Origin of the sequence: Amycolatopsis sp. GM8 (assembly GCF_021653975.1) — a bacterium.
Lineage (GTDB): Bacteria > Actinomycetota > Actinomycetes > Mycobacteriales > Pseudonocardiaceae > Amycolatopsis_E.
Genome location: NZ_JAJKFK010000004.1, coordinates 717,841 through 743,740, shown reverse-complemented (window position 1 = coordinate 743,740; position 25,900 = coordinate 717,841). Strand labels below are relative to the sequence as shown.

24 protein-coding genes are annotated in these 25,900 nt (G+C 71.5%); 12 read left to right on the top strand and 12 right to left on the bottom strand.

What is annotated here, in order from left to right; all coding sequences use genetic code 11:
- The first annotated feature begins 17 nt into the window (after positions 1-17).
- Genes LOZ83_RS22045 through LOZ83_RS22020 form a run of 6 tightly spaced genes read left to right on the top strand, consistent with a single transcriptional unit; the run spans position 18 to position 4,803 of the window.
- Entirely contained in the window at positions 18-401 is a 384-nt protein-coding gene (locus tag LOZ83_RS22045) for a class I SAM-dependent methyltransferase (RefSeq protein ID WP_236793000.1), read from the top strand.
- Positions 402-423: 22 nt separating this feature from the next.
- Positions 424-1,566 carry an FAD-binding oxidoreductase gene (locus LOZ83_RS22040; RefSeq protein WP_236792998.1) on the top strand — a complete coding sequence of 381 codons (1,143 nt, stop codon included), beginning with the start codon at positions 424-426 and terminating at the stop codon, positions 1,564-1,566.
- The gene (locus LOZ83_RS22035; RefSeq protein ID WP_236792996.1) at positions 1,563-1,829 is read left to right on the top strand and encodes a (2Fe-2S)-binding protein; all 267 of its coding nucleotides are present in this window, start codon (positions 1,563-1,565) and stop codon (positions 1,827-1,829) included. The genes LOZ83_RS22040 and LOZ83_RS22035 overlap by 4 nt, the downstream gene beginning before the upstream one ends.
- The gene (locus LOZ83_RS40480) at positions 1,810-3,171 is read left to right on the top strand and encodes an FAD-dependent oxidoreductase (RefSeq protein ID WP_236792994.1); all 1,362 of its coding nucleotides are present in this window, start codon (positions 1,810-1,812) and stop codon (positions 3,169-3,171) included. The genes LOZ83_RS22035 and LOZ83_RS40480 overlap by 20 nt, the downstream gene beginning before the upstream one ends.
- Before the next feature lie 22 nt (positions 3,172-3,193).
- Positions 3,194-4,405 (top strand): aconitase X catalytic domain-containing protein, encoded by a 1,212-nt coding sequence (locus tag LOZ83_RS22025; protein WP_236792992.1) that lies wholly within the window; start codon positions 3,194-3,196, stop codon positions 4,403-4,405.
- Positions 4,393-4,803 carry an aconitase X swivel domain-containing protein gene (locus LOZ83_RS22020; protein ID WP_236792990.1) on the top strand — a complete coding sequence of 137 codons (411 nt, stop codon included), beginning with the start codon at positions 4,393-4,395 and terminating at the stop codon, positions 4,801-4,803. The genes LOZ83_RS22025 and LOZ83_RS22020 overlap by 13 nt, the downstream gene beginning before the upstream one ends.
- Here the strand turns inward: LOZ83_RS22020 and LOZ83_RS22015 are convergent.
- A complete protein-coding gene (locus tag LOZ83_RS22015) occupies positions 4,793-5,230 on the bottom strand; it encodes a thioesterase family protein (RefSeq protein WP_236792988.1) in 438 nt (145 codons plus the stop codon). The two genes, LOZ83_RS22020 and LOZ83_RS22015, sit on opposite strands and share 11 nt — an antisense overlap.
- The gene (locus LOZ83_RS22010) at positions 5,227-6,624 is read right to left on the bottom strand and encodes an MFS transporter (RefSeq protein ID WP_236792986.1); all 1,398 of its coding nucleotides are present in this window, start codon (positions 6,622-6,624) and stop codon (positions 5,227-5,229) included. The genes LOZ83_RS22015 and LOZ83_RS22010 overlap by 4 nt, the downstream gene beginning before the upstream one ends.
- 93 nt (positions 6,625-6,717) lie before the next feature.
- Between LOZ83_RS22010 and LOZ83_RS22005 the strand changes: the two genes are divergently transcribed.
- The 6 genes from LOZ83_RS22005 (at position 6,718) to LOZ83_RS21980 (ending at position 14,149) form a co-directional block, all read left to right on the top strand.
- Positions 6,718-7,605 carry a dihydrodipicolinate synthase family protein gene (locus LOZ83_RS22005; protein WP_236792985.1) on the top strand — a complete coding sequence of 296 codons (888 nt, stop codon included), beginning with the start codon at positions 6,718-6,720 and terminating at the stop codon, positions 7,603-7,605.
- Between the two features lie 5 nt (positions 7,606-7,610).
- On the top strand, positions 7,611-8,612 hold the full coding sequence (locus tag LOZ83_RS22000; protein WP_236792983.1) for a proline racemase family protein: 1,002 nt from the start codon (positions 7,611-7,613) through the stop codon (positions 8,610-8,612).
- The gene (locus LOZ83_RS21995; RefSeq protein WP_236792981.1) at positions 8,609-9,487 is read left to right on the top strand and encodes an ornithine cyclodeaminase family protein; all 879 of its coding nucleotides are present in this window, start codon (positions 8,609-8,611) and stop codon (positions 9,485-9,487) included. Before LOZ83_RS22000 ends, LOZ83_RS21995 begins: the two co-directional genes overlap by 4 nt.
- Positions 9,477-10,142: a GntR family transcriptional regulator gene (locus tag LOZ83_RS21990; RefSeq protein WP_236792979.1), complete on the top strand. Its 666-nt coding sequence runs from the start codon at positions 9,477-9,479 to the stop codon at positions 10,140-10,142. The genes LOZ83_RS21995 and LOZ83_RS21990 overlap by 11 nt, the downstream gene beginning before the upstream one ends.
- A 285-nt stretch (positions 10,143-10,427) precedes the next feature.
- Complete coding sequence (locus LOZ83_RS21985; protein ID WP_236792977.1) at positions 10,428-12,473, top strand: hydantoinase/oxoprolinase family protein; 2,046 nt, start codon at positions 10,428-10,430, stop codon at positions 12,471-12,473.
- Positions 12,470-14,149: a hydantoinase B/oxoprolinase family protein gene (locus LOZ83_RS21980; protein WP_236792975.1), complete on the top strand. Its 1,680-nt coding sequence runs from the start codon at positions 12,470-12,472 to the stop codon at positions 14,147-14,149. The genes LOZ83_RS21985 and LOZ83_RS21980 overlap by 4 nt, the downstream gene beginning before the upstream one ends.
- 85 nt (positions 14,150-14,234) lie before the next feature.
- On the opposite strand, the gene LOZ83_RS21975 is transcribed toward LOZ83_RS21980, so the two are convergent.
- The 10 genes from LOZ83_RS21975 to LOZ83_RS21930 all read right to left on the bottom strand — a co-directional run bounded on the left by LOZ83_RS21975 (position 14,235) and on the right by LOZ83_RS21930 (position 25,788).
- The gene (locus LOZ83_RS21975) at positions 14,235-14,798 is read right to left on the bottom strand and encodes an ATP/GTP-binding protein (protein ID WP_236793521.1); all 564 of its coding nucleotides are present in this window, start codon (positions 14,796-14,798) and stop codon (positions 14,235-14,237) included.
- 97 nt (positions 14,799-14,895) lie between these two features.
- Positions 14,896-15,267, bottom strand: coding sequence for a DUF742 domain-containing protein (locus tag LOZ83_RS21970; protein WP_236792973.1), 372 nt, complete (start codon positions 15,265-15,267; stop codon positions 14,896-14,898).
- Between the two features lie 40 nt (positions 15,268-15,307).
- Entirely contained in the window at positions 15,308-15,721 is a 414-nt protein-coding gene (locus LOZ83_RS21965) for a roadblock/LC7 domain-containing protein (protein WP_236792971.1), read from the bottom strand.
- The gene (locus tag LOZ83_RS21960; RefSeq protein WP_374202684.1) at positions 15,718-18,141 is read right to left on the bottom strand and encodes a nitrate- and nitrite sensing domain-containing protein; all 2,424 of its coding nucleotides are present in this window, start codon (positions 18,139-18,141) and stop codon (positions 15,718-15,720) included. The genes LOZ83_RS21965 and LOZ83_RS21960 overlap by 4 nt, the downstream gene beginning before the upstream one ends.
- Positions 18,142-18,444: 303 nt before the next feature.
- On the bottom strand, positions 18,445-19,968 hold the full coding sequence (locus LOZ83_RS21955; RefSeq protein ID WP_236792969.1) for a CdaR family transcriptional regulator: 1,524 nt from the start codon (positions 19,966-19,968) through the stop codon (positions 18,445-18,447).
- Positions 19,965-21,065: a DUF917 domain-containing protein gene (locus tag LOZ83_RS21950; RefSeq protein ID WP_236792968.1), complete on the bottom strand. Its 1,101-nt coding sequence runs from the start codon at positions 21,063-21,065 to the stop codon at positions 19,965-19,967. The genes LOZ83_RS21955 and LOZ83_RS21950 overlap by 4 nt, the downstream gene beginning before the upstream one ends.
- On the bottom strand, positions 21,062-22,270 hold the full coding sequence (locus tag LOZ83_RS21945; protein WP_236792967.1) for a hydantoinase/oxoprolinase N-terminal domain-containing protein: 1,209 nt from the start codon (positions 22,268-22,270) through the stop codon (positions 21,062-21,064). Before LOZ83_RS21945 ends, LOZ83_RS21950 begins: the two co-directional genes overlap by 4 nt.
- A gap of 9 nt (positions 22,271-22,279) precedes the next feature.
- Positions 22,280-23,275 (bottom strand): ABC transporter permease, encoded by a 996-nt coding sequence (locus LOZ83_RS21940; protein WP_236792966.1) that lies wholly within the window; start codon positions 23,273-23,275, stop codon positions 22,280-22,282.
- Positions 23,272-24,771 (bottom strand): sugar ABC transporter ATP-binding protein, encoded by a 1,500-nt coding sequence (locus LOZ83_RS21935; protein ID WP_236792965.1) that lies wholly within the window; start codon positions 24,769-24,771, stop codon positions 23,272-23,274. Before LOZ83_RS21935 ends, LOZ83_RS21940 begins: the two co-directional genes overlap by 4 nt.
- Positions 24,772-24,774: 3 nt before the next feature.
- Positions 24,775-25,788, bottom strand: a complete 1,014-nt coding sequence (locus tag LOZ83_RS21930; protein ID WP_236792964.1) for a sugar ABC transporter substrate-binding protein — start codon at positions 25,786-25,788, stop codon at positions 24,775-24,777.
- Between the last annotated feature and the right edge of the window lie 112 nt (positions 25,789-25,900).

The following is a 25,900-nucleotide window of genomic DNA, read 5'->3' as shown; positions in this document are numbered from 1 at the left end:
ACAGGGGAGGTGACGGCATGGAGAACCGCCTGTGCGCCTGGTGGTTCGCCCGCTACGGTGCCCGGAACGAGGCTCGCGGCAACGCACAGTTGCGCACGGAACTGCTCGCCGGCGCGGCCGGCCGGGTGCTCGAGGTCGGCGTCGGCACCGGGCTGAACCTGGCGCACTATCCGGCCACGGTCGAGCAGCTCATCGCCGCCGAGCCGGAGCCCACGATGCGGCAGAACGCGGCCGAAGCCGCCGCACGGGCGCCGGTGCCGGTCCGGATCGTGGCCGCGTTCGCCGACGCGCTGCCGGTCGGGGACGGGTCGCAGGACGCCGTCGTCGTGTCGGGCCTGCTGTGTTCCGTGCCGGATCCGGCGGCCGCGCTCGCGGATTCTCGGGCTCGCCAGAACACTTAGTGCAATGTGACATACTACTGACATGGATGTGGTCGTCGTCGGTGCCGGGATGGTCGGGGCGGCCTGTGCGTACTTCTGCGCCGAGGCTGGGCTGGACGTCGCGGTGGTCGACCGGGGCGCCGTCGCCGGCGGGACCACCAGCGGCGGCGAGGGCAACATCCTCGTCTCGGACAAGGAGCCGGGCGCTGAGCTGGACCTGGCGCTGTACTCGGTGCGGTTGTGGACGGAACTCGGCGAGCGGTTCGGCGCGGAAAGCCTGGAGCTGCAGCACAAGGGTGGCGTGGTGGTCGCGCAGACCCCCGAGGCCGCGGCGGGGCTCGCGAAGTTCGCCGCGCGGCAGCGGGAGAACGGCATCGGCGCGACCGACGTCTCCGCCGCCGAACTGGCCGAGCTGGAGCCGAACCTCACGCGCGAGGTGTCCGGTGGCGCGTATTACCCGCAGGACATGCAGGTCCAGCCGATGCTCGCGGCCGCCGAGCTGCTGCGCCAGGCCCGCCGCCGTGGCACGACCGTCCACAGTGGAACGGAAGTGCTGGGGTTCCGCCAATCCGGCGGCCGGATCGCGGAGGTCGAGACGAGCGCGGGGCCGATCCCGGCGCGCTGGGTGATCAACGCCGCCGGCACGTGGGGCGGCGAGATCTCCGCGCTGGCCGGTGCGCCCGTGCCGGTGCTGCCGCGGCGCGGGTTCGTGCTGGTCACCGAGCCGCTGCCGATCGTGGTGCGGCACAAGGTCTACACGGCCGACTACGTGGCGAATGTGGCGAGTGGCGACGAGGGGCTGGAGACGTCGGTCGTCGTCGAGGGCACCCAGGCGGGCACCGTGCTGATCGGCGCGAGCCGCGAACGCGTCGGGTTTGACCGGACGTTCTCGCTGCCGGTGGTCCGCAAGCTCGCCGCGCAGGCGATCGGTGTTTTCCCTTTCCTGGCCGACGTTTCGCTGCTGCGGAGCTACCTCGGGTTCCGGCCGTACTGTCCCGATCATCTGCCGGTGATCGGGGAGGACCCGCGCGTGCCGGGGCTGGTGCACGCCTGCGGGCACGAGGGCGCGGGGATCGGGCTGGCCGCCGGAACCGGCAAGCTCATCGCACAGGTCGTCTCCGGCACGACGCCGGATCTCGATCTCGGCCCGTTCCGGCCGGACCGTTTCGCGGAGGAGGTCGCGTGAGGTTTTCCTTTGGTGACAGGGAGATCGAGGTCGAGCCGGGGCAGAGTATCGGCGCGGCGCTGATCGCGGCCGGGTACCGGTCGTGGCGCACGACCCGTGGCGAAGGCGCCCCGCGCGGGGTGTTCTGCGGGATCGGGGTGTGCTTCGACTGTCTGGTCGTCGTCAACGGGCGGCCGAACCAGCGCGCGTGCCTCACCGACGCGCGCCCGGGGGACCGGATCGAGCCGCAGGAAGGAGCCGGGCGTGCCGGCCTCGCCTGCTGACCTCGCGGTGCTCGGCGCGGGACCGGCCGGGCTCGCCGCCGCGGCCGCCGCCTCGCGCGCGGGCGCGAACGTCGTGGTGATCGACGGGAACAGCCGCGTCGGCGGGCAGTACTGGCGGCATCGCGACGGCGACACCGGCCGCGGACATCACCACTGGTCCGTGCTGACGGGGCTCCGTGCGGCGGTGCCGGAATTCCTTGGCGGGCACCAGGTCTGGCATGTCGAACGCATCGGCGACGGGTTCGCCGTGCACACATCCGGCGGCGAGGTGCGGTGCCGGGCGCTGATCGTCGCCACCGGCGCCTACGACCGGCAGCTGCCGTTCCCCGGCTGGACGCTGCCCGGCGTGTTCACTGCCGGCGGCGCGCAGGCCCTGCTCAAGGGGCACGGCGTGACCGCGGGGCGGCGGATCGTCGTCGCCGGCACCGGACCGTTCCTGCTGCCGGTCGCCGCCGGTCTCGCCGACGCGGGCGCGCACGTCGTAGGTGTGTTCGAAGCGGGGTCTCCCAGGGGTTTCGTTCGGCATCCCGGCGCGCTGCTCGCCAATCCCGGGAAGCTCGGGGAGGGCGCCGGGTATCTGCGCACGCTGATGCGCCATCGGATTCCGTACCGGACCCGGACGACGGTGGCGGCCGCGCACGGCACGGAAAGCGTTTCCTCGGCGACCGTCGCGACGCTCGACGCGGACTGGCGGGTGCTGCGCCGGCGCGAGGTCGAGTGCGACGCGATCGCGGTCGGCTACGGGTTCACGCCACAGCTGGAGATCCCGCTGCAACTGGGCTGCGCGACCCGGCTCGACGCCGACGGCAGCCTCGTCGCCCGCGCCGACGACCAGCAGCGCGCCACCGTGCCCGGGGTGTACCTGGCGGGGGAGGTGTGCGGGGTCGGCGGCGCGCCACTGTCCCTTGTGGAGGGTGAGCTGGCCGGGTTGCACGCGGCGTGGACGACGATCGGTGCGGCGCCGGACAACGCGCGGGTCGGCCGGTTGCTGCGGCGACGGCGGGCGAACCGGGCGTTCGCGGCGGCACTGCACGACGCGCATCCGGTCCGGCCGGGCTGGCTGACGTGGCTCGACGGGCAGACCCAGCTGTGCCGTTGCGAGGAGGTGACCGTCGACCGGGTCCGGGAGTCCATTGTGGATCTCGGTGCGACGGACACCCGTGCGGTGAAGCTGCTGGCGCGGCCGGGAATGGGGTTGTGCCAAGGGCGTGTCTGCGGGTACGCCACCTCGTGTTTCGTCGCCGACGCCTGCGGACGGCAGCCGACCGAACAGGATCTGCTCGGTGTCGCCGCGCGGCCGATCGCGCAGCCCGTCACGCTGGGCGAGCTCGCCCGTGATTGAACTATCCGAAGAGGACAGAGCGATGCTCGCCGGTGAAGCCGGACCGGCGGCCCAGCTGTGCCTGCGGATGATCGTGGCGCTCGCCGGGGTGCGGGGTGCCCGGCGGCTGCTGGACGTCGAGTCCGCGCATGTCGACGGCTGCCTGTACCACGGCCGGGCCGGGCTGGACTTCGCCGAACGGCTCGTCGAACTGGGCGGCAAGGTCGCCGTGCCGACCACGCTGAACGTGGGATCCCTGGACCTGCGGCATCCGGAGAACGTGCGCGCCGACCCTGAAACCACGGCCGGCGCGCGGAAACTGATGACCGCGTACACCCAGCTGGGCTGCAGTCCGACGTGGACCTGCGCGCCGTACCAGCTGACACACCGGCCGGCGTTCGGCACGCATGTCGCGTGGGCGGAGTCGAACGCGATCGTGTTCGTCAACTCCGTGCTGGGCGCACGCACCGACCGCTACGGCGACTTCCTCGACATCGGTGCCGCGATCACCGGCCGCGTCCCGGACGGCGGTCTGCACCGGGATGCCAACCGTAAGGCGACGATCCGGCTCGACTGTTCGGGGCTGCCGCGCAGGCTCCTGGCCGAGGACGCCGCGTGGGGTGTGCTCGGCCACCTCGCCGGGCGCGCGGCCGGAAGCGGCGTGCCGGTGCTGACCGGTACCGGCGAGGACGTGACCGAGGACCAGCTGAAGGCGTTCGGGGCGGCCGCGGCCTCGAGCGGGGGAGTGGGGTTGTTCCACGTCGTCGGCGTCACCCCGGAAGCGCCGACCCTCGAAGCCGTTGCTGGACAAGGGATCGACACCATCAGCATCGACGACCTCCGGCCGATGCGAGACGAGCTGAGCACCGCGCGAGAGTCCCGTTTGGACGCCGTCTGCCTTGGCACGCCGCACTTTTCACTCACCGAGTTCGAGCGATTCGCGTCGCTTGTGGACGGTGAGTTCCGCATCCCGGTCTACGTCACGACGAGCCGTGCGGTACTGGCGGAGGCCGAGCGGCTCGGTTTCGCCGCAAAGATCCGTGACGCCGGGGCGCGGATCGTGGTGGACACGTGCACCTACATCACCCCGATCCTCGACCCGGGCCTGCGCACCGTGATGACCAGCTCCGGCAAGTGGGCCTGGTACGCGCCGGGCAACATCGGCGTGGACACGGTGCTGGGCTCGCTGGGCGAATGCGCCGCTTCGGCCCGCGCCGGGCACCTCGTGCGAGACGAGGCACTGTGGACGCGCTGACGATCCATCCCGGCGAGGCGACGGCGGACCTGCTCGTGCTCGACGCGCCGCTGTCGTTCTGGGGCGGCACCGACGAGCACGGCTCCATTGTGGACGAACACCATCCACAACGCGGTGCCAGTCTGACCGGCCGGGTCGTCGCCCTGCCGTCCGCGCGTGGCTCCAGCTCGTCGTCCTCCGTGCTGGCCGAGCAGATCCGGGCCGGGACCGCGCCCGCCGCCCTCATCCTGACCGAGCCCGACGCGATCCTGATGCTCGGCGGGTGGGTCGCCGCCGAACTGTACGGCCTGCGTATCCCGATCGTCGTGGTGTCCACAAAGGACTACCAGGAGCTGTGCCACCACCCGGGCCCGGTGACGGTGTCGGCAGGCCCGGAGCGGGCGACGATCACGTGGTGACCAGCAGGCTCTCCTCGACGACGCGCCGGATCTGATCCGTCCACGGTGCCGGTTTCCCGGTGCCGGGGTCGATCTTGACGACCACCCGCCGCCCGTGCGCGTGCACCGTTTCGCCCGTGCGGACCCGGAAACCGAACGCGAGGCTCGTGGTGCCCAGCTGGTCGGCCCAGAACTCCACGTCGACCAGGCCGATGCGGGTGATCGGCTGCTCGTAGGTGACGGCCAGCTCGCGCACGACGAGGGTGAAGTCCTCGTGCCCGAAGGTCAGGCCGGACTTGACGAAGTAGTAGGTGAGTCCGCGCTCGACGAGGGCGGCGTACTTGCCGTGGTACAGCATCCCGAGCAGGTCGAAATCGTCGTAGAAGACCTCGACCCGCTCGGTCCGGCTCTTGTGCTCGCTCACCACGGCACCGTAGGCGGCCATCATGAACGCACGGTGTCCTGCCCGATCAGCTCCAGCGAACGGCCGGTGGTGCGCTGCCCGAACACCGCGATCACCGCGGCCCCGAGCAGGAGCAGGATCAGCAGCATCGTGAACACGCCGCCGAACCCGACGCCCGAGTACGAGTAGCCGATGATGATCGGCGCCAGGATGCCCCCGACCCGGCCGAACGCCGACGCGACACCGAGCCCGGTGGTGCGGATCATCGTCGGGTAGATCTCCGAGGTGTAGGAGTACTCCAGCGCCGCGTTGCCGTTCATGAAGAACGACAGCACGCAGCCCCAGATCAGGATTTCCGCGCTGCTGCCGGAGAAGGCGAGCCCGAGCGCGCCCACCGCGCCGCCGGTCAGGTACAGCACGATCGTCCACTTGCGCTCGAGGTATTCGCTGATGAACGCCGCCGAGTAGTAGCCGGGGATCTGCGCCAGGTAGATCAGGATCGAGAACAGGAAGCTCTTCGAGATGTCGAACCCCTGCTTGACCAGCAGCGACGGGATCCAGGTGAAGAAGCCGTAGTAGGTGAAGATCGCGACGAACCAGTAGATCCACGACGTGACCGAAGTCTTGCGCAAACCGGGGCCCACCAAGGCTTTCAGGTTGTCCAGCACGCTGCCCGAGGACACCTGCACGTCGGGCACCGCGTCGTCGTGCTGCACCGGCGGCAGCGGCCGCCCGCCGGAGACCTCGGCCTCGATCTTCGACACCACCTGCTCCGCCTCCTGGACCCGCCCGTGGACGTGCAGGAACCGCGGCGACTCCGGCAGCGCGCGCCGCCACCACAGCAGCATCAGGATCGGCACCGCGGTGATCACCTGCACCCACCGCCAGCCGTGCGGGACGTCGTTCACCACGAAGTAGCCGAGCAGGCTCGCGAACACGTAACCGAACGCGAAGAACCCGGCGAGCGAACCGACGTACCGGCCGCGCACGCGCGAGGGCACGAACTCCGAGAGGTACGGCGCGATGATCGCGCTCTCCGCCCCGGTGCCCATCCCGGCGACTACCCGCGCGATGAACAGCACCGCGAAGTTGGGTGCGACCGCCGCGACGATGCTGGCCGCGGCGTAGAGGATCAGCGCGCTGATCATGACCGAGCGGCGGCCGATCCGGTCGCCCAGGATGCCGGCGGCCAGCGCGCCGAACAGGAACCCGATCAGCAGGCTGCTGCCCAGGACGCCGGTGGCGCCGCTGGACAGGCCCCATTCCTTGGTGACCGACGGCAGGATGAACGCGACGATCGCGCCGTCCATCGCGTCGAACGTGTAGCCGAGGCCGCCCGCGAAGAGCAGCTTGTAGTGGAAACGGGAGATGGGCAGGCGTTCCAGGCGGGCCGCGAGGGCCCGGGAAGTCAGGGTGCTCGACGCTCCGGTCTCGGTCATGAGTTCCTCCAGCGGGGACGAGGTTCTCTGTACAATGTCACATAGCACATGGCACGATGGTTACAGTTGTGTAAGGCCGACTTGGGAGGGCCCATGACCGCTGCATGGCACGGAGTTCTGGTGGCGACCGCGTTGCCGCTCACGGAGACCCTCGCGGTCGACTTCGACAAGTACGGCGAGCACATCGCCTGGCTCGCCGCCGAAGGCTGCGACGGCGCGACCCCGAACGGCTCGCTGGGGGAGTACCAGACGCTGACCCCCGAGGAGCGCTCGCGCGTCGTCGCCACCGCGCTCGAGGCCGCGCCCGAGGGCTTCACCGTGATGCCCGGCGTCGCCGCTTACGGCGCGGCGGAGTCACGCAGGTGGGCCGAGCATGCCGCCGAGCTGGGCTGTCCGGCCGTGATGTTGTTGCCGCCCAACGCTTATCGCGCCGACGAGCGCGCGGTGATCGCGCACTACCGGGAGGTCGCGAAGGCCGGACTGCCGATCGTCGCGTACAACAACCCGTTCGACACCAAGGTCGATCTCGTCCCGGAACTGCTCGCGGAGCTGCACGCGGAAGGGCTCATCGTCGGGGTCAAGGAGTTCTCCGGCGACGTCCGGCGCCCGTACCGGATCGCCGAGCTGGCCCCGGGGCTCGATGTCCTTTGTGGAGCGGACGACGTCACGCTGGAACTCGCGATCGCGGGCGCGCCCGGCTGGGTTTCCGGTTATCCCAACGCGTTCCCGAAGGCCTGCGTCCAGCTGTGGCGCGCGGCGACCGCGGGCGACCTGGAGACGGCCGTCCCGCTGTACCGGCAGCTGCACCCGTTGCTGCGCTGGGACTCGCGCACCGAGTTCGTCCAGGCGATCAAGCTGAGCATGGACCTCGCCGGCCGCTACGGCGGCCGGTGCCGGCACCCGCGGGTGCCGCTCACGGAGGAGCACGCGAAGCTGGTCCGCGAGGCGACGGAAAAGGCGCTGGCGGAAGGGCTCGGCTAGGGATCATGCGCACCGAACGGGTTTTCCACGCGGTGGACTCACACACCGAGGGCATGCCGACGCGCGTCATCACCGGCGGCGTCGGCGTGGTCCCCGGCGAGACGATGTCCGACCGGCGGCGGTACTTCATCGAGCATCTCGACCACCTGCGGCAGCTGCTGATGAACGAGCCGCGCGGGCACTCCGCGATGAGCGGCGCGATCCTGCAGCCGCCGGCCCGCGCGGACGCCGACTGGGGCGTGCTGTTCATCGAGGTCTCCGGCTGCCTGCCGATGTGCGGGCACGGCACCATCGGCGTCGCCACCGTGCTCGTCGAGACCGGCATGGTCGAGGTCACCGAGCCGGTCACCACCGTCCGGCTCGACACCCCGGCCGGCCTGGTCGTGGCCGAGGTCGCCGTCGAGGACGGGGCGGCGCGCGCGGTGACGATCCGGAATGTGCCGTCGTTCTCGGTCGGGCTGGACCGCAAGGTGGAGGTCCCCGGGCTCGGCCAGGTGCGCTACGACCTGGCGTTCGGCGGCAACTTCTACGCGATCGTCGAGCTGGCGGAGCTGGGCCTGCCGTTCGACCGTGCCCAGAAGCAGAAGCTGCTCGACGCCGGGCTCGCCGTCATGGCGGCGATCAACTCGCACGACCGGCCGGTGCACCCGGTGAACCCGGAGATCGCCGGATGCCACCACGTGTACCTCGCCGCGCCCGGGTCCGACGCGCGGCATTCGCGGCACGCGATGGCCATCCACCCCGGCTGGTTCGACCGGTCGCCGTGCGGCACCGGCACCAGCGCGCGGATGGCGCAGCTGCACGCGCGCGGCGAGCTGCCGTTGCACACCGACTTCCGCAACGAGTCGTTCATCGGTACCCAGTTCATCGGCCGGCTCGTCGAGGAGACCGAGGTCGCGGGCGTGCCCGCGGTCGTCCCGACGATCACCGGCCGGGCCTGGGTGACCGGCACGGCGCAGTACTTCCTCGACCCCGCCGACCCGTTCCCCGCGGGTTTCGAACTGTGATCGGGCTGCGGGCGGCCGTCGACGCGCTGGCCGCGGCGCTGCGGGGTGGACTCGACCCCGAGGCGGACTCGCCGCGGTCGGCGGTGCCGGTGCGGCAGGGGCAGTTGCTGCTGATGCCCGCCGAATGGGGGCGGTACGCCGGGGTGAAGGTGGCGACGGTCGCGCCCGGCAATCCCGCGCGCGGGCTCCCGCGCATCCAGGGCCAGTACCTGTTGCTGGACGCGGAAACGCTGGCGGTGCTGAACGTATTGGACGCGGTCGAGCTGACGTTGGTGCGGACGGCGGCGGTATCCGCGGTCGCGGTGGACGCGCTCGCCGAACCGGACGCGGCGCGGCTCGTGGTGTTCGGCGCGGGACCGCAGGCACGCGGCCATGTCGAGGCGCTGCGGGCGGTGCGGCCGGCGTCGGAAGTCGTCGTGGTCGGGCGGGATCCCGCGCGTGCGGAAGCGCTGGCAGCGGCGGTCGGCGGCCGGGTGGGTTCGCCGTCAGACGTGGCGGGCGCGGGCCTCGTGGCGTGCTGCACGACGTCACGCACGCCGCTGTTCGATGGTGCTTTGCTGGGGCCCGATACGACGGTCGTCGCGGTGGGGTCGCACGAACCGGAGGCCCGCGAGGTCGACGACGAGACCGTGCGCCGCTCGACGGTCGTGGTGGAGTCGCGGGAGACGGCGCTGCGTGAGGCGGGCGACATCGTGCAGGCGGTGCGTGCGGGCGCGTGCCCGGCGGACGAGCTGCTCGGCCTGGCCGCCGTCGTGCGCGGAGAAGCGAAAGCCGCGCCGGGCCGGCCGCGGTTTTTCAAGAGCGTGGGGATGGCGTGGGAAGATCTGGTGGTCGCCGCGACGGACTACCAAGCCGGGAGAGATCGTGACCATTGAACACCCGGCGCTGCCGTCGTTCCGGACGCGCGCGAACCTGCGTGACGAGATCATCCAGACCCTGCGCGCGGCTGTCATCTCCGGCGAGCTGCGGCCCGGGGTCGTGTACTCGGCGCCGAGCCTGGCCGCGCAGTTCGGCGTGTCGGCCACCCCGGTCCGCGAGGCGATGCTCGACCTGGCCAAGGAAGGCCTCATCGAAACGGTGCGGAACAAGGGTTTCCGGGTCACCGAACTGTCCGAAAAGGACCTCGACGACCTCAGCGAGCTGCGCGCGCTGATCGAGGTGCCGACGGTCCGGCGGATCACCGAGGCCGGGGTGGACCCGGCGGTCATCGAGCGGCTGCGCCCGCTGGCGACGGCGATCGAGGAGGCCGCGGCGGCGGGCAACCTGATCACCCACGTCAAGGCGGACCTGGAGTTCCACCTGGGCCTGCTCGCCGAGGCCGGCAACTCGCACCTGGTGGAGACGGTCCGGTCGCTGCGCGCGCGATCCCGCATCTACGGCCTGCGCTCGCTCGCCGACGCGGGCGAACTGGTGCCCTCGTCGCACGAGCACGCGGAACTGCTGGACCTGGTCGCCGCGGGCGACGCCGACGGCGCGGAGGCCCTGATGCGCCGCCACATCCGCCACGTCCGCGGCATCTGGGCCCACTGACCCCCACCGCGAGTCCGACCCCCACGACGCCGAGTCCGACGCTCGCGACGCCGAGTTCGACGCCCACGACGGCGAGTTCGACGGCGGGCCACCGTCCGGCCATCGCCAGTGTCGAAGTCAGCGTCCTGAACGTCGAACTCGGCGTCTGGAACGTCGGACTCGCCGTCGTGGAGGTGCGCCGTGCGCGGCGCATAGTCGCGCGCCGCGTGCGGGTGCGGGCAGCACACCGCGCGGCACCGGCGGACTTCTAACTTTCCAGGCACGTCTGCTGGATTGGAGTTCGTCATGGCGCGGTACCGCGTGTCGATGGACATCGGGGGCACCTTCACCGATGTGGTCACCTACGACGACGAAGCCGGGGTGTTCGCGGCGAGCAAGGCGTCCACCACCCCCGACGACCTGAGCGAGGGCGTGCTCGCCGGCCTGACCTCGATCGTCGACTCGCCGGGCGACATCGGCTTCCTCGTGCACGGCACCACCCAGGGCCTCAACGCCTTCCTCGAACGCCGCGGCGTGCCCGTCCTCCTGCTCGGCACGGCCGGCGTCGAGGACAGCTACCACATCGCGCGCGGCCCCCGGACCCGCCTGTACGACCTGCACTACCGCAAGCCGGAGCCGCTCGTGCCGCGCCGCGACGTGGTCGGCATCGGCGGCCGCATCGCGCCTGACGGCACCGAGTTGACGCCGCTGGACGAAGAAGCCGTGCGCGACGCGGCGAAAACCGCCCGGGGACGCGGCCACGGCGCGATCGCGATCGCCCTGCTGTTCAGCTACGCCAACCCCGCGCACGAGCTGCGCGCCCGCGAGATCGTGCTCGACGAGCTGGGCGAGGACTTCACCGTGTCGCTCTCGCACGAGGCCGCGAAGGAATGGCGCGAGTACGAACGCACGTCCTCGGCGGTCATCGAGGCGTACACGGGCCCGATCGTCCGCAACTACCTGAGCCACCTCGAAGTCCGGCTGCGTGACGGCGGCCTGGACGTCCCGCTGCACGTCATGCAGTCCTCCGGGGGCATCCTCACCGCCGACTCCGCCCGCGCCCGGCCGCTGCAGACCCTGCTCTCGGGCCCGGTCGGCGGGGCGATCGCGGGCGCCGAGCTGTCCCGGATCAGCGACCGCCCGCACCTGATCGGCATCGACATGGGTGGCACCTCGTTCGACGTCTCGCTCATCGTCGACGGCGAGCCCGACGTGTCGGCCGAGGCACACCTGGAAGGGCTGCCGATGCTGATGAGCGTGGTCAACATCCACACCGTCGGCGCCGGCGGCGGTTCGGTGGCCTGGGTCGAGGCCGGCGGCCTGCGCGTCGGCCCGCGCTCGGCCGGGGCACGGCCCGGGCCGGCCTGCTACGGGCGCGGCGGCACCGAGCCGACCGTGACCGACGCGAACCTCGTGCTCGGCCGGATCGACCCGGAGGGTTTCGCGGGCGGGCAGCTGACCCTCGACCCGGAAAGCGCTTTCACCGCGGTCCGGGAACTGGGCCGGACCTTCGATCTGGACGCGGTCGCGATGGCCGAGGGCATCTGCGACGTGGCGAACTCCAAGATGGCACAGGCGATCCGGACGATCACGGTGTCCCGTGGGATCGAGCCGCGCGACTCGAGCCTGGTCGCGTTCGGCGGCGCCGGCCCGATGCACGCCGTGTTCCTCGCCCGCGAACTGGGTATCGCCGAGACGATCGTGCCGCGGTTCCCCGGCGCGTTCTCCGCCTGGGGCATGCTGCAGACGAAGATCCGCAAGGACTTCACCGAACCGTACTTCTTCCTCGACGAGGACCTCGACGGCGCGGACCTGAGCGCGGTGCTCACCCGGCTCGAAGACCACGGACTGTCCACTTTGGGCGAAGAGGGAGTGGGGCGGGATCACCGATCGGTGGCGCACTCGGTCGACATCCGTTACGCCGCACAGGAATACACCCTCACCGTGCCGCTGATCGGTAAGGACGAACCGTCCACACCGGACTTCCTGAAGACCATCGCCGAGCGGTTCGCCGAGATGCACCAGAGCCGCTACGGGCACGCGAACCTCGGCGCGCCCATCGAGTTCGTCACCGTGCGCAGCGCCGCGTTCGGTGACCTCGGCCGCCCGGAACCGCAGAAGTGGCCGCAGGCGCAGTCGTCAGAGTTCCCGTACGAGACCAAACCGGTCGTCTTCGGTGGCACACCGCGGGACTCGGTCGTGGTGCGCCGCGACGATCTCCTTGCGGGACATGCCTTCCAAGGACCCGCGGTGATCCTCGAGGACACCGCCACCACCGTCGTCCCGCCGGAGTACTCGGTGTCGGTGGACGAGATCGGTTCGCTCATCATCCGAGCCAAGGAGGCCCAGTGACCGCCACGACCGGCGTCGACCCGGTGACCGTCGAGATCATCCGCAACGCGCTCAACTCCGCCGCGGACGACATGAACGCCACGCTGATCCGCTCGGCGTACACGCCCATCATCTACGAATGCGGCGACTGCGTGGTCGCGCTGCTCGACGCCCGGCACCAGGTGCTCGGCCAGTCCGCGGGACTGCCGATCTTCCTGGGAAACCTGGAAACCTGTACCAGGGCAACGGAAGAGCAGTTCGGCCGCCAAGTGTGGCAGCCGGGCGATGTGTGGATCCTCAACGACAGCTACCTCGGCGGCACGCACCTCAACGACGTCACGATCTTCGGCCCGGTGTTCGCCGGGGACACGCTGATCGGTTTCACCGCGTCCCGCGCGCACTGGATCGACGTCGGTTCCAAGGATCCCGGCGGTTCGATGGACTCCGTGTCGATCTTCCAGGAGGGCCTGCGGCTCGGTCCGCAGAAGCTCGTCAGCGGTGGCCGGGACGAGGCCGCGCTGATGGACACGATCGCGCGTAACGTGCGTTTCCCTTATCCCACAACGGGTGACATGCACGCGATGATCGCCTGCATCACGATGGGGGAGCAGCGGCTGCGCGAAATCGTCGACCGGTTCGGGCTCGAGACCCTGGAACGGGCGCGCGACGAGATCTTCCGCCAGACCGAGCTGCTGGAACGCGAGACCATCGCCGCCATCCCCGACGGTGTCTACGCGGCCGAAGGCGTGCTGGACAACGACGGCGTCGCGATCGAGACACCGATCCCGATCCGGCTGCGGATCACCGTGACCGGGGACACGATCGACTTCGATGTCACCGAGTCCGCCGACCAGACCACCGGCCCGGTCAACTGTGGTGTGCCACAAGCGATTTCGGCGCTGCGAGTGGGCTACAAGCTGCTGGTGAGCCCCGATCTGCCGGGCAACGGCGGCTCGTTCCGCACGATGACCACCCAGGTCCGGGAAGGCTCGGTGCTGGGAGCGACCGCGCCCGCCGCGTGCCAGTGGTACTTCTCGCATCTGGGCCTGCTGATCGACATGGTCGCCCGCGCGCTCGCGCCCGCGATGCCGGACCGGGTCGCCGGCGCGAGCCACGGCGACTCGATGATCGTGCTCACGTCCGGTCTGGACCCCCGGTTCGACCGCGAGTTCGTCAGCCTGGAGGCCACCGTCGGCGGCTGGGGCGCGTGGTCGGGGTCGGACGGGGAAAGCGCTCTCATCAACAACGTGAACGGGTCGCTGAAAGACATCCCGATCGAGGTACTGGAGACGCGTTATCCCTTCCGTATCACCGAATATCGCATCCGTCCCGACTCCGGCGGGGCCGGCCGGTGGCGCGGCGGCAACGGGGTCGTACGGGAGTACGAGGCGCAGACCGACTGCTCGCTGTCGCTGTGGTTCGAACGGTCGCGGCAACCCGCGTGGGGCCTGTTCGGTGGCGAGGACGCGGCCGGGCCCGAGGTCGTGATCAACCCCGGGCGGGCCGACGAGCGGCGGATGCTGAAGGTCAACGGCACCGCGATCCGCCAGGGCGACGTGATCCGCTGTGCGACCGGCGGGGGCGGCGGCTACGGCGACCCGGTCGAGCGCGCGGCGCAGGACGTGCGGGCCGACGTCGCCGACCGGAACATCACCGCGGACCGGGCGCTGAGCCGGTACGGCATCGGCGAGTCGTAGCCGAGCGTCGGACTCGCCGTCCTGAGCGTCGGACTCGCTGTCGCGAGTGTCGGACTCGGCGTCCTGAGGGTCGGACTCGCGGGGGTCAGGAGAGGCGGTAGGCGGAGGTCAGGGTTTTCTTGGTGCCCATCACGTGTTCGATGAGGGTGATCAGGACCTGCTTGGTCGACTCCTTCTCGCGCGCGTCGCACAGCAGCACCGGGATGCCCCGGTCGAGTTCCAGGGCGTCCCGGACCTCTTCGGTGCCGTAGCGGTACGCGTCGTCGAAGCAGTTCACCCCGACCACGAACGGCACGCCGCGCCGCTCGAAGAAGTCCACCGCCGGGAAGCAGCTCTCCAGCCGGCGCGTGTCGGCGAGGATCACCGCGCCCAGCGCGCCGACGGCGAGCTCGTCCCACATGAACCAGAACCGGTCCTGCCCCGGCGTGCCGAACAGGTACAGGATCAGCTCGGGGTTGATCGTGATGCGCCCGAAGTCGAGCGCGACCGTCGTGGTCGTCTTCTTCTCCACGCCGGTCAGGTCGTCGACGCTCGCGGACGCCGCGGTCAGCGCTTCCTCGGTGTGCAGCGGGGGCACCTCGCTGACCGAGCCGACCATCGTCGTCTTGCCGACGCCGAACCCGCCCGCGACGAGCAGCTTCAGCGTCATCGCGTTGAGGTTGCGCCGGTAATGCGGGATGCCTTGCTGGGCACCGGGGTTCGAGAGCTGCCCTCGAACGGGGGAGTCCACTGTTGTTGCCGCCCTATCAGAGTCTGCGGATGCCATCGAGCACCGCCTGGAGGATGCGTTCGTCCGGGGCCGCGGCCATCGAGGTGGCACTGCGGAAGATGACGTGGTTCTGCTCGATCAGGTCGGCGAGCAGCACCTTCACGACCGGCAGCGGCAGCTCGAGGTACGCGGCGACCTCGGCCACGGACAACGGCTGCTGGCACAGGCGCACGACGCGGGCGTACTCCTGCGGCAGGATCGCCGCCTCCATGATCGTGGTCACCGCGACGACCAGGGTGAGCAGGTCGAGGCCGATGGTGTCGGTGCGGGTCCGGCCGCCGGTGACCGTGTAGGGCCGCGCCAGTGGCCCCGCGTCGGCGTCGAACCAGGTCTCTTCCTCGGCCGTCATGGCACCGCGAACCCGCGTCCGGTTCTCGGCGCGCGGCTGCTCATGCGTGACCACCGGCGTGCTCGACGCGCGGTGCCGTGCTGAGCACCGTGCCGACGCGCTTCACCATCATGTTCATCGCGTACGCGACCAGCCCCATGTCGGCCTCCTCGCTGGTGAGCAGGGCCAGGCAGGCGCCGTACCCGGCCGCGGTGACGAAGAGGAACGCGTGGTCCATCTCCACCACGGTCTGGCGGACCTGGCCGCCGCCGAAGTGGCGCCCGGTGCCCTTGGCCAGGCTCTGGAACGCGGAGGCGACGGCCGACAGGTGCTCGCCGTCCTCCTCGGTCAGGTTGGTGGACCGGCCGACGAGCAGCCCGTCCGCGGACAGCACCACGGCCCGGTCCGCGCCGTTGACCTGCTGCAGCAGATCGTCGAGCAACCAGTCCAGCTCGTTGATACCCGGATTGGTCATCGTCTGTGCTCTCCAAAGAAGTCGGTGGCGGCGGGGTCCTGGCTGCGGGCACGCCGGGTTCCCTGCTGGAACGAGGCGAGCCGGCTACGGGCTTGGTCTGGGTCGTCCCTTGGCTCCATCGTGGTGTCCGCCGGCGGGTAGCCGGCGGGTGTCTCTTCGGAACGCAGTTGCGGCGCCAGGTTCTGCTGGCGTCGCCGCCGGGGCAGCTGGGGCCGGTCCGGCGACAGCGGGCCGGGCGGTTGCGGCGACCGGGTGTCGTGCGGCCGGTTGTCCGCCGGCGGGCGGTTCTGCCGCGGCGGGCGGGGCGGCTGCGAATGCTGCGGTGGCTGTTGCGGCTGCTGGGGTGGCATGGGCTCCCGCTGGGGACGGAACAGGTCGATGGGCGTGCCGCCCGGCTCGGGCGGGCTGAGCGTCCCATTGTGCCGTTGCGTGTCCTCGGGCGGCGGTACCGGCTGGGAGCGCCGGGTCGGCAGGCTCGGGTGGTTACCGGCCTGCGGCGGGCCCTGGTGGTTACCTGGTCCCTGCTGGGCCGGCACCGGCGCGTGCGGGGACACCGGCTCCGGCTCCTCGGCCAGCGGAACCGGGGTCAGCAGCTCGGACCGGACCAGCACGATCGCGCGGGTGCCGCCGTAGGCCGAGTCCCGCAGCGTGACCGAGATGCCGTGCCGGGAAGCCAGCTGTGCCACCACGAACAGGCCCAGGCGCGGCTCGTGCGACAGCGCCATCACGCTGAAGTCCGGCGGGTCGGCGAGCATCCCGTTGACCTCTTCGCTCTGCTCGGGCTCCATGCCGACGCCCTGGTCCTCGATCTCCAGCACCACGCCGCGCCCGACGACATCGCCCCATACCTCGACGCGCGACTGCGGCGGCGAGAACGACGTGGCGTTGTCGATCAGCTCGGCGAGCAAGTGGATGAGGTCGGCGACGACCGGGCCGTTGACGGCGAGCCCGGGCATCTTGCCGACGTTGACCCGCGCGTAGTCCTCGGTTTCGGCGGTCGCGCCGCGGATGAGGTCGGCCAGCGCCACCGGGTTGCGCCACTGGCGGCCGGGCCGCTCGCCGCCGAGGATGATCAGGTTCTCCGCGTTGCGGCGGGCGCGGGTGGACAGGTGGTCGAGCTTGAACAGCAGGTCCAGCTGGTCGGGGTCCTCCTGCTTGCGCTCGGCCTCGTCGAGCGCCTTGAGCTGCCGGTGCACCAGCACCTGGCTGCGGTGGGCGATGTTGAGGAACACCTTGCTGGTGCCCTCACGGGTCTTCGCCTCGTCCACCGCGGCCGCGACGGCGGTTTGCTGCGCCTTGTTGAACGCGTCGGCGACCTGGCCGATCTCGTCAGTGCCGTGGTCCAGGGTGGACATGTCGCGCTCGAGGTCGACGTCCTCGCCGTTCCGTACCCGGTCGACCAGCCGGGGCAGCCGGACCTCGGCCATCTCCAGGGTCTCCTCGCGCAGCCGGGTGAGCCGCCGCACGAGCCTGCTGGACATCCGCCACGCGACGATCGTCACGATGACCGCGAGCACGATCGCCGCCGCACCGGCCGCGATCGCGGTGATCAGGTCCCGGTTACCGGTGTCGATCTCGATGTTGGTGGCGTTGGTGCTCTGCTGGATGTAGAGGTTGATCAGCGAGCCGGCGACCTGCGTCGCGCTGGCCTGCCACTGCTGCGGGGTGATGCCCGGCGGCAGCGTGGTGTGGTTCCCGTTCAGCACCGACTGCTCGACGCTGGTCACCGCGGCCCAGGCGGGGCTCGCCTTGAGCGCGTTGTACGCCTGCGCCACCGACGGGATCATCTCGGGCACCTGGCTGTCGAACCCGGTGTGGTAGGCGCCGACGTTCCCGATGAACGCGTTGAACTCGTCGGGGTTCAGGCCGCCGTGCGCGATCCCGCCGGAGGCGAGCGCGACACTGCGGGCCATCTGGTCGGCGGCCGCGAACAGCGGCATCGCGGTCGCGCGCAGGTACGCGCTCTGCGCGCTCGGCGTGCCTTCGGCGACGCCCAGCAGGCCGTCGGTGTAGGTGTCCAGGATCTGGTTGTAGAAGGCGTACGCCTCCAGCAGGGAAACCTGGCCGGCGTCGACCCTGGCCCGGAACGCGGGCAGCGCCGCCAGCTGTGCCGCGGTCTTCTGGATGCTCACCTGCACGCGGGCGGGCGCCTGGTCGTAGAGGCCGGCCAGGTTCTGCGCCTGGCCCGCGCCGGTGGCGTCGGTCTTCGTGCGCACCTGTGCCAGCTGCGCCTGCAGCGACCCGCGCGTCGCGAGGTCGGTCAGGGTGAGCTGACGTTCCTGCTGCACCGAGGCGAAGAACTGGACCGCGATGGGCGCGGAGTCGTGCACCTTGGTGATGAACGAACGCGCCGCGATCGCGGTGTAAAGCAGATATCCCGCCAGTGCTACGCCGGCCAGCAACAGCGCGATGCTGGGCACGAAGGCGATCGCAAGCACCCTCGTCCGGATCGAAGCACGTCGGTCACGTGTCCCGGAATTCTTCTTCAAGGCTCCTGAGGGCCTTCCCGCACTCGTTGTGACTGGCCAGGGCCCCCGCACCTAGGTGAAAGGTGGCGCGGTCAAGCCAGGTGGCTCCTGCAGCGCCTGCGCAGATTAATCGGGTCGGCAACTGTGAGTCAACTTCACGTTCTTGTTCATCCGAAGGGAGACCTTGACAGGGTGAGGCAAGAAGTTTCCAACCACCAGAAGTAGAAAAACTCTTCTGCCCCAACGGGAAACAACTCAGGACCGTCCGGGCAACCAGACCGACGCGAGCGAGTAGCAGAGCACGTGCAGCGCGAGCCTCCGCGCCGGGTCGTCGAACACCAGGCCGAGCTCCTTCGCGCGGGCGACGCGGGACAGCACGGTGTTGCGGTGCACCCCGAGCCGCGCCGAGGCCTGGCTCAGCGAACCGCCGCAGTCGAGCACCGCCAGCACGGTGTCGACGAGTGCCTCGCGGTCCCGGGCGGCCATCAGGCCGGCCAGGCACAGGTCGGCGACCTCGGCGATCTGCCCGCGCGGCAGCCAGGCGAGCGCGGCGCGGGCGCCGACCTGGTCGAACCACTGCACCGAACCGGGACCGCCGTCGCGGGCGACGTGCGCGGCCAGCCGCGCCTCGGTGACCGACCTCATCAGGCCGGGGACGCCACGGTGTGCGTCGCCGACGCCGAGCACCAGCGCGTGACTTTCGGCCGCGTGGGTCACCGCGCCGAGCGCCCGCCGCATGCCCGCCTCGTCGTTGTTTTCGGTGCTGTCGGGGAGGTTCTGCCACGAGATCCAGCCGTCCGAGTCGGCGACCAGCGGCCAGTCCGGCCGGTGCCGCTGCCACGCCGCGCGGACCAGCTGGGTCAGCTCCTCGGCCGGGGCGCCGTCCGTGGCGGTCAGCGGCGAGATCCACACCGCGCGGTTGCGGCCCTCGACCCGCCAGCCCAGTTCGCCGGTCCACGGCGGCACTTCGACGTCGGCGGGCTCGGCCGCGGCCGCCGGTTCGGCCACCAGGCGCCGCAGCAGGCCGAACGCCGCTTGTTCCCGTGCCGCCTGGGCGGAGCTGTGCACCCGGGTCTGCGCCCACGCGGCGAGCAGCGGCAGCCGGGCCAGCCGCAGCACCGACTCGACATGCCCGGCCGCGGCGGTGTTCTTCGCCGGCACCGCCGCCACCAGCTCGGCCCACGGCCGCCCGGCGGCGTTGATCTCGACGCACACCGTGGTACCGCCGGGTTTCTCCGCCGCACCCGCCGCACGCCCCGCCGTGACCGTGCCGCCGACCGTCAGCGCGACCGGCACCGGGGCCAGTTCGCTGTTCAGCACGCCCAGCACGCCGCGGATGCTCGACTGCTCGGCGAGCCGTTCGGCGCACAGCGCGACCCGCAGCGCGCGGGCCGCCTGCGGGGCGCTGACCTGGCCGGCGAGCGTGAGCGCGACGTCGACCGGCTCGTCTTCGATCACCAGCAGCGCGATGCCCAGCCGTTCGGCCAGCACCGCGCTCGACGAGCTCATCGCGGGCCGGGGCACCACGATCGCGGAGACGTTGCGCTCCCAGCCGGCGTGCAGCGCCGCGGCCAGCGCCCAGCCGCCGGTCGCGGCCTCGTGGTGCAGCACCACCAGCGAATGCGGCGCGGCGTGGTGCAGCCGGTCGAAGGTCTCGGCGAGCACCACCTCGTGCACGTGGCGGGCGGGGTCCGGCAGGTGCACGGCGCTGGCCCGCGAGAGCGGTTCGACGCGCAGGAGCTCCGCGAGATCCAGCGGCGCCAACGGTTGTTTACTCATCGGTGCCTCGGGTGCTCGAGCGGGATACCGTGCGACGCCGGGCCCACCATGGCCAGCCCCTCGGCCGAGTACCAGACCGCGTCCGCCGGCATCACCAGCACGTCCACCAGGTCGCCCGGCTCCAGGCTGTCCAATGTGGACACCTCGCCGTGCAGCACGTCGACGAGGCAGATCAGGTCCGGCGCGGCCGCGGCCAGCGCCCCGTCGGCGAACACCGCTACCACCTCGCTGCGCAGTTCCAGCCGCAGCTGCCGGCCCTGCCCGCCGATCTCGTCGATCACCACGCTGGACGGGTGGGTGGGGATCGTGAAGTCCGTGGGGCGGCTGAGGTGTTCCAGCTCGACGATCCGGCCGCGGCCGATCCGGCGGCAGCCGGTGACCGCGGCGAGCCGGGCCACCAGCACGTCGGGATCGCTCGACTCCAGCAGCAGCCGGCCCACGTTGATCAGCCGGGACACCGTGCCGGTGAGCGCGGCCCGGCGCAGGTCACCGGCGGTCGTGGGATACGCGGCGAGCGCCGCCCAGCCGCCGAGAACGTCCACATTGGACCGGAGTAGGGTGTCGGCGCGGGCGGGGCCGGGCACGGTGATCGCGACGTTCTCCCCGGTGACGCCGCGGATCACCAGCGGGGTGGGGGAGAGCCCGCCCAGGTGCATCGCGGTGTGGTGGATCAGCGCGAAGGTGCGGCCCATCCCGTCCGCGTCGATCAGCGGCACGTCCAGCTGGGACGCCGCGGCCAGCGGCGCGATCCCGCTGACCGTCGCGGCGGCCAGCGGGTACACGGCGTCGAACCGGTGCCGCGTCAGGCGTTCCAGCTCGCGCACGGCGAGCGCGAACTCGTCGCCTGAGGGCGGCAGGTCCGCCAGCGCGGCCCCGGAACCGATCACGCAGATCGCGACGCAGCGGGTCTCCGGGGCGACCGCGTCGGGCCGCACGAGGGTGACGGGCCCGTTGCGCTCGAGCAGGCTCTCCGTCCACGACAGCAAGGTGGTCCGCTCCGGCGCGACGGCCGGTGAGTAGAACTTGCCGCCCTCGTAGAGCGCGGGCACGTCGTCGGCGCGGATCGTCGTGGCGGCACCGATGTAGCGGGTGGTCATGCTTCGGCCTCCCCCGCGACGCGCACGCGCACCCGCACGGTGCCCGACGGGCTGTACGGGACGGCCACTGTGGACACTTCGACGACGGCCGCGCTGCCCGGTGTGGCGCCGTTGGCGGTCGCGATCGCCGTCGCGCGGGCCTGTGCGTCACGGCGGACGCGCTCCAGTTCGGCGGTCGACTCGATGAACGCGATCTCGTCCAGCCACGCCGTCGGGCGGCTGGCCGCGGCGCCGACGCAGGTGAGCTCGCCCGCGTCGTCATCGGCCTTCACCAGCGCGACATCGCCGACGCGGGAGGTGTCCGCGCGGGTCAGTGTGGCGGTCGGGGTGACCAGCACGGTGCCGAGCCCGGCGACCGCCTGCGGGCGGACCACGGCGAGGCCGTGCCGCACGTCCCCGACCATCGGGTGCGGGCCGGAGTCCAGCAGCACCCGGCAGTCCCCGGCACCGGCCAGGTGCGCCGCGCCCTGCAGCCGCAGCGCACCGGCGGCGCCGATACCGAGCACCGGCAGCGTGCGCAGCCGGGCGGGGCTGACCCAGCCGCCGTCGCCGCGCGAGACCTGGAACGGGATACCGCGGGCGCCCCTTTCGCACGCGTCGAGGATCCGCCCGGCGGCGCCCGCCAGCGCGGCGTTCAGCACGACCGTCGCCTCGCGGGCGGCGAGCCCGTGGCCGCCGAACTCGTGGGCGGCGGAGATCCGCGCGTCCGGCATCGCCGACTGCAGCGCGTCCGCGACCTCGCGCTCGTGGCGCGGCTGGGCGGGCGAGCCGGCCGCCACGATCGCGATGTCGCGCGCCGGGCCCTGCTCGATTTCCTTGCACACCAGGCGAAGCGTGGCACGGTCGAGCGGGCGCAGCTCGTTCCCGAACAGGTCGTGGCCGCCGGGCACGGTGTGCCGGTGGGCGACGAGCCGCTCGATCACGTCGTCCGGATGCCGGGCCAGCGCGGGATCGCTCGCCGCGCGGGGCACGACGCGGATCGTCACCACCGGGGCGAGCTCGTCGTGCCGGTTCAGCACCCGGTCGGCCAGCAGCCCGCTCAGGTCGAGCACGATGCCGCGCGGCGGTTCGGGACCGGCGCGGACGATCTCGGCGAGCAGCTTCGCCGGGTCGGTCCCGGTGGCGATGGCCAGCACGGCGCGGTCCCGGACGGCCGCCGCGCGGGACCGTCCCGGGCCGAGGCTCACGCCGATCCGGACCGCCATTCGCGAAGGCTACCTGCTCCTTTTCCGCAGGTAACGGTCGACGGCGACGGCGAGCAGGATCAGGATGCCCTGCACGACCTGCTGGTAGATGGTGTCCCAGCCGAGCAGGTTGAAGCCGTTGCCGATGAGCGTCAGCAGCAGCGCGCCGACCGCGCCGCGCCAGATCGCGCCCTCGCCGCCGAGGATGCTGGTGCCGCCGATGACCGCGGCGGCGATCGCGGACAGCTCCATGCCGGTGGCCATGCTCGACTGCGCCGACCCCGCGCGCGAGGCCAGGATCAGCCCGGCGAGCGCCGAGCAGATCCCGCTCACCACGTACGCCGCGATCTGGACCTGGCCGACTCGGATGCCGGAAAGCCTTGCGGCTTCGGCGTTTCCGCCCACCGCGTAGACGCGGCGGCCGAACGTGGTGGCCGAGATCAGCACCCAGATCGCGCCGACCACCACGACGAACACGATCGTCGCCGAGGTGAGCCCGCCGATCGACGGCCAGGTCAGCATGCCGAAGTCCGCCTGCTGGCTCGCCAGCGGGTAGACGATCGACCCGGCGGTGACGATCACCGCGAGGCCGCGGTAGATGATGCTGGTCGCGAGTGTCGCGATGAACGAGTGCACGCCGCTGCGGACCACGATGGTGCCGGTGACGAGCCCGAGCAGCGCCCCGGCGACGATCGCCGCGGCGAACCCGGGCAACACCCCGAGCTGCCGCCCGACCTGGACACCGACTATCGCCGACACCGCGAGCGACGCGCTCGCGGTGAGGTCGAAGACGCCGCTCATGATGCACACGGTCGCGCCGGCCGCGAGCAGGCCCACGACCGAGCACTGGTCGAGCAGGTTGATCATGTTCGAGGTGCTCAGGAACGTGCTGGTGCTCAAGGAAAGCGCGAGCACGATGGCGAGCAGCGCGACCAGGATCCCGTAGTCGCGCACCCGCGCGCCGCGCCGCACGGCTCTGGTCCCGGCGGTCCTGCTCGCGGTCTCGGGTGCCGTGCTCACACTCATGCTGGTTTTCCTTCCTGTCCAAAGGCGACGGCGATGACGTCTTCGCGGGGCGCGCCCCGGGTGAACTCGCCGGCGATCCGGCCGTGCCGCAGCACCAGCACCCGGTGGGCGAGCCCGAGCACCTCCTCGATCTCCGAGGACACCACGACGACCGCGATCCCCTCGGCGGCCAGCCCGACGATCAGCTGGTGGATCTGGGTCTTCGCGGCGACGTCGACGCCGCGGGTCGGTTCGTCGATCAGCAGCACCCGCGGCCGGCGCAGCAACCACTTGGCGAACAAGGCTTTCTGCTGATTGCCACCGGACAGCGTCTCGATCGCGGCGTCCGTCCCGGCCGCGCGGATGTCGACCGCGTCCGAGGCCCGCCCGACCGCGTCACGCTCACCGCCCCGGCGCACGAACGGCCCGAACCGGCGCCCGCCCAACGACGCGAGCGCGACGTTCTCCCGGACCGAACGGGCCATCACCAGGCCCTGTTCCTTGCGGGACTCGGGCACCATGGCGATCCCCGCGGCCATCGCGCGCCGCGGGGTCAGCCTCGACAGCGCTTTCCCGTCGACCTCGACGACGCCTTCGGTGGCCCGGTCCGCGCCGAACAACAGCCGCAGCGTCTCGGTGCGGCCGCTGCCGACGAGACCCGCGATGCCCAGGATCTCGCCCGCGCGCACGGTCAGGTCGATGCCGTCGACCATGCCGCGGCGCAGGCCTTTCGCGGCGAGCCGCACCGGAGCGTCGGCGGGCAGCGGTGGCGGATCGGGATGCGGCACGTCGATCTGCCGCCCGACCATGTGCCGCACCAGCGTCGCCGGCGTGTGCTTCGCGGCCTCATCGCTGATCACGAGGTTCCCGTCGCGCAGCACGGTGACCCGGTCGGCGACGCCGAGGACCTCGTCGAGGAAATGCGAAACGAGGATCACCGTGGTGCCCTCGGCCGCGAGACGCCGGATCAGGCCGAGCAGGTTCTCCTTCTCGTGCTCGGTCAGTACCGCGGTCGGCTCGTCCATCGCCAGCACCCGGGCGCCGCGCGCGAGCGACCGGAGGATCTCGACCTGCTGCTGGAGGCCGGTCGGCAGTTCGGCCACCCGCGCCTGCGGGTCGACCACGAACCCTGTGCTGGCAAGGAGTTCGTCGAACGCGCGGCGGTCGTCGCGGGTGCGGGCGAACCCCGCCCGGTTCGACCACCGGGCGAGGAACACGTTCTCCAGCACCGTTCTGGCCGGCACCAGCGCGCCCTCCTGGGAGATGAGGCTGATGCCGTGCCGGATCGCGTCGCGCGGGTTGTGGATCGTCGCCGGGACGCCGTCGAAGCCGACCGTGCCCGCGTCGGCCCGGATCGCGCCGCCGAGGATCTTCAGCAGCGTGCTCTTGCCGGCGCCGTTCTCCCCGACGAGGCTGTGGATCTCGCCGGGGGCGATGTCCAGGTCGATGTCCCGCAGGACCGAGACCCCGCTGTAGCTCTTTCCGGCTCCGCGGACGGAGATGGCGGGTGCTCGCATCGATCAGTCCGAGTAGTCCGCGGTCTGCCCGGCGAGGGTGCCCTTCGTGCCCAGTGCCTGGTACGGGGTCAGCGTGCGGGCGTCGGTCGAGACCGGCACCTGCTGCCCGCGTGCCTTGGACAGGCCGAGTTCGGCGGCCTTCGCGCCGTCGGTCTTCTCCGGGATGACGTACACGCCGTACCAGGTACCGGACTTCACGCCGTCGAACGCCTGGGTCGACCCGCCGTTGCCGACGAACTTGATGGGCTTCCCGGCGGCCAGCGGGGCCGCGCCCTCGACCGCCTGCGAGGAGCCGATCACGACGTTGACGTCGGGGTGCGCCTGCAGCACGTTCTGGAACGCCGCGCGCCCCGAGTCCTGGGTGTAGCCGCCGACCACGCTCGCCACGACGTCGGCGCCGCCCGCCTTGAGCGCGTCCACGGTCGCGTTGGTGCGCGCGGTGTCGAGCGGGTAGTTCGCGAAACCCTGCAGGTAGGCCACCTTGCACGGGGCCGCGCCGGCCTCCTTGCACGCGCCGAGGCCGAGCGTGGCGAGCCCCTGGCCGTTGAGCGTGGGCGCGTCCACGATGCTGACCGTGCCGGGGATCTGCGGGTTGGTGGTCGAGTAGTCACCGCCGACGGGGGTGAACTCGATGACCACGGTGATCCCGGCGGCCACCGCCTGCTTGACCGCGTTCACGATCGCGGTGCCGTCGTTGGCCTGCACGATGACGATGTCGTAGCGCTTGGACGTGACGGCGTCCTGCAGCTGGTTGACCTGCGTGGGGCCGTCGAAGTTCGAGTCGAGGAAGGTGGCGTTCGCGTTGTGCGCCGCCGCGTACTCCTGGACACCGGCCCACGTCGCCTGCGCGAAGGAGTTGGCCTTCGCGAAGCCGAAGAAGCCGATGGAAAGGGTCTTGTCCGCCGGGGCCGCCGACGTGGTGGTCGCGGCTTCGGTGCTGGGCCGGCTGCACGCGGCCAGCGACACCGTCAGTGCCGCCGCGCCCGCGAGTGCCACGAGTCGAAGCGAGGTTTTCATCAGGCCCGCCTCCGCCTTTCTCCAGTGGTCGAGGTGGGGGAATGCTGACTGTGGTGCAGATCGCGCCGATGTGCGCGCAGCACAACGCGGGCGGGCCGCGCTGTGCTCCGTC

Excerpts from the sequence above, each read along its gene's own strand:
- LOZ83_RS22045 (WP_236793000.1), top strand. The coding sequence starts at position 18 with ATGGAGAACCGCCTGTGCGCCTGGTGGTTCGCCCGCTACGGTGCCCGG.
- LOZ83_RS22040 (WP_236792998.1), top strand. The coding sequence starts at position 424 with ATGGATGTGGTCGTCGTCGGTGCCGGGATGGTCGGGGCGGCCTGTGCG.
- LOZ83_RS22025 (WP_236792992.1), top strand. The coding sequence starts at position 3,194 with ATGCTCGCCGGTGAAGCCGGACCGGCGGCCCAGCTGTGCCTGCGGATG.
- LOZ83_RS22015 (WP_236792988.1), bottom strand. The coding sequence starts at position 5,230 with ATGATGGCCGCCTACGGTGCCGTGGTGAGCGAGCACAAGAGCCGGACC.
- LOZ83_RS22010 (WP_236792986.1), bottom strand. The coding sequence starts at position 6,624 with ATGACCGAGACCGGAGCGTCGAGCACCCTGACTTCCCGGGCCCTCGCG.
- LOZ83_RS22005 (WP_236792985.1), top strand. The coding sequence starts at position 6,718 with ATGACCGCTGCATGGCACGGAGTTCTGGTGGCGACCGCGTTGCCGCTC.
- LOZ83_RS22000 (WP_236792983.1), top strand. The coding sequence starts at position 7,611 with ATGCGCACCGAACGGGTTTTCCACGCGGTGGACTCACACACCGAGGGC.
- LOZ83_RS21985 (WP_236792977.1), top strand. The coding sequence starts at position 10,428 with ATGGCGCGGTACCGCGTGTCGATGGACATCGGGGGCACCTTCACCGAT.
- LOZ83_RS21975 (WP_236793521.1), bottom strand. The coding sequence starts at position 14,798 with ATGACGCTGAAGCTGCTCGTCGCGGGCGGGTTCGGCGTCGGCAAGACG.
- LOZ83_RS21970 (WP_236792973.1), bottom strand. The coding sequence starts at position 15,267 with ATGACGGCCGAGGAAGAGACCTGGTTCGACGCCGACGCGGGGCCACTG.
- LOZ83_RS21965 (WP_236792971.1), bottom strand. The coding sequence starts at position 15,721 with ATGACCAATCCGGGTATCAACGAGCTGGACTGGTTGCTCGACGATCTG.
- LOZ83_RS21955 (WP_236792969.1), bottom strand. The coding sequence starts at position 19,968 with ATGAGTAAACAACCGTTGGCGCCGCTGGATCTCGCGGAGCTCCTGCGC.
- LOZ83_RS21950 (WP_236792968.1), bottom strand. The coding sequence starts at position 21,065 with ATGACCACCCGCTACATCGGTGCCGCCACGACGATCCGCGCCGACGAC.
- LOZ83_RS21945 (WP_236792967.1), bottom strand. The coding sequence starts at position 22,270 with ATGGCGGTCCGGATCGGCGTGAGCCTCGGCCCGGGACGGTCCCGCGCG.
- LOZ83_RS21940 (WP_236792966.1), bottom strand. The coding sequence starts at position 23,275 with ATGAGTGTGAGCACGGCACCCGAGACCGCGAGCAGGACCGCCGGGACC.
- LOZ83_RS21935 (WP_236792965.1), bottom strand. The coding sequence starts at position 24,771 with ATGCGAGCACCCGCCATCTCCGTCCGCGGAGCCGGAAAGAGCTACAGC.
- LOZ83_RS21930 (WP_236792964.1), bottom strand. The coding sequence starts at position 25,788 with ATGAAAACCTCGCTTCGACTCGTGGCACTCGCGGGCGCGGCGGCACTG.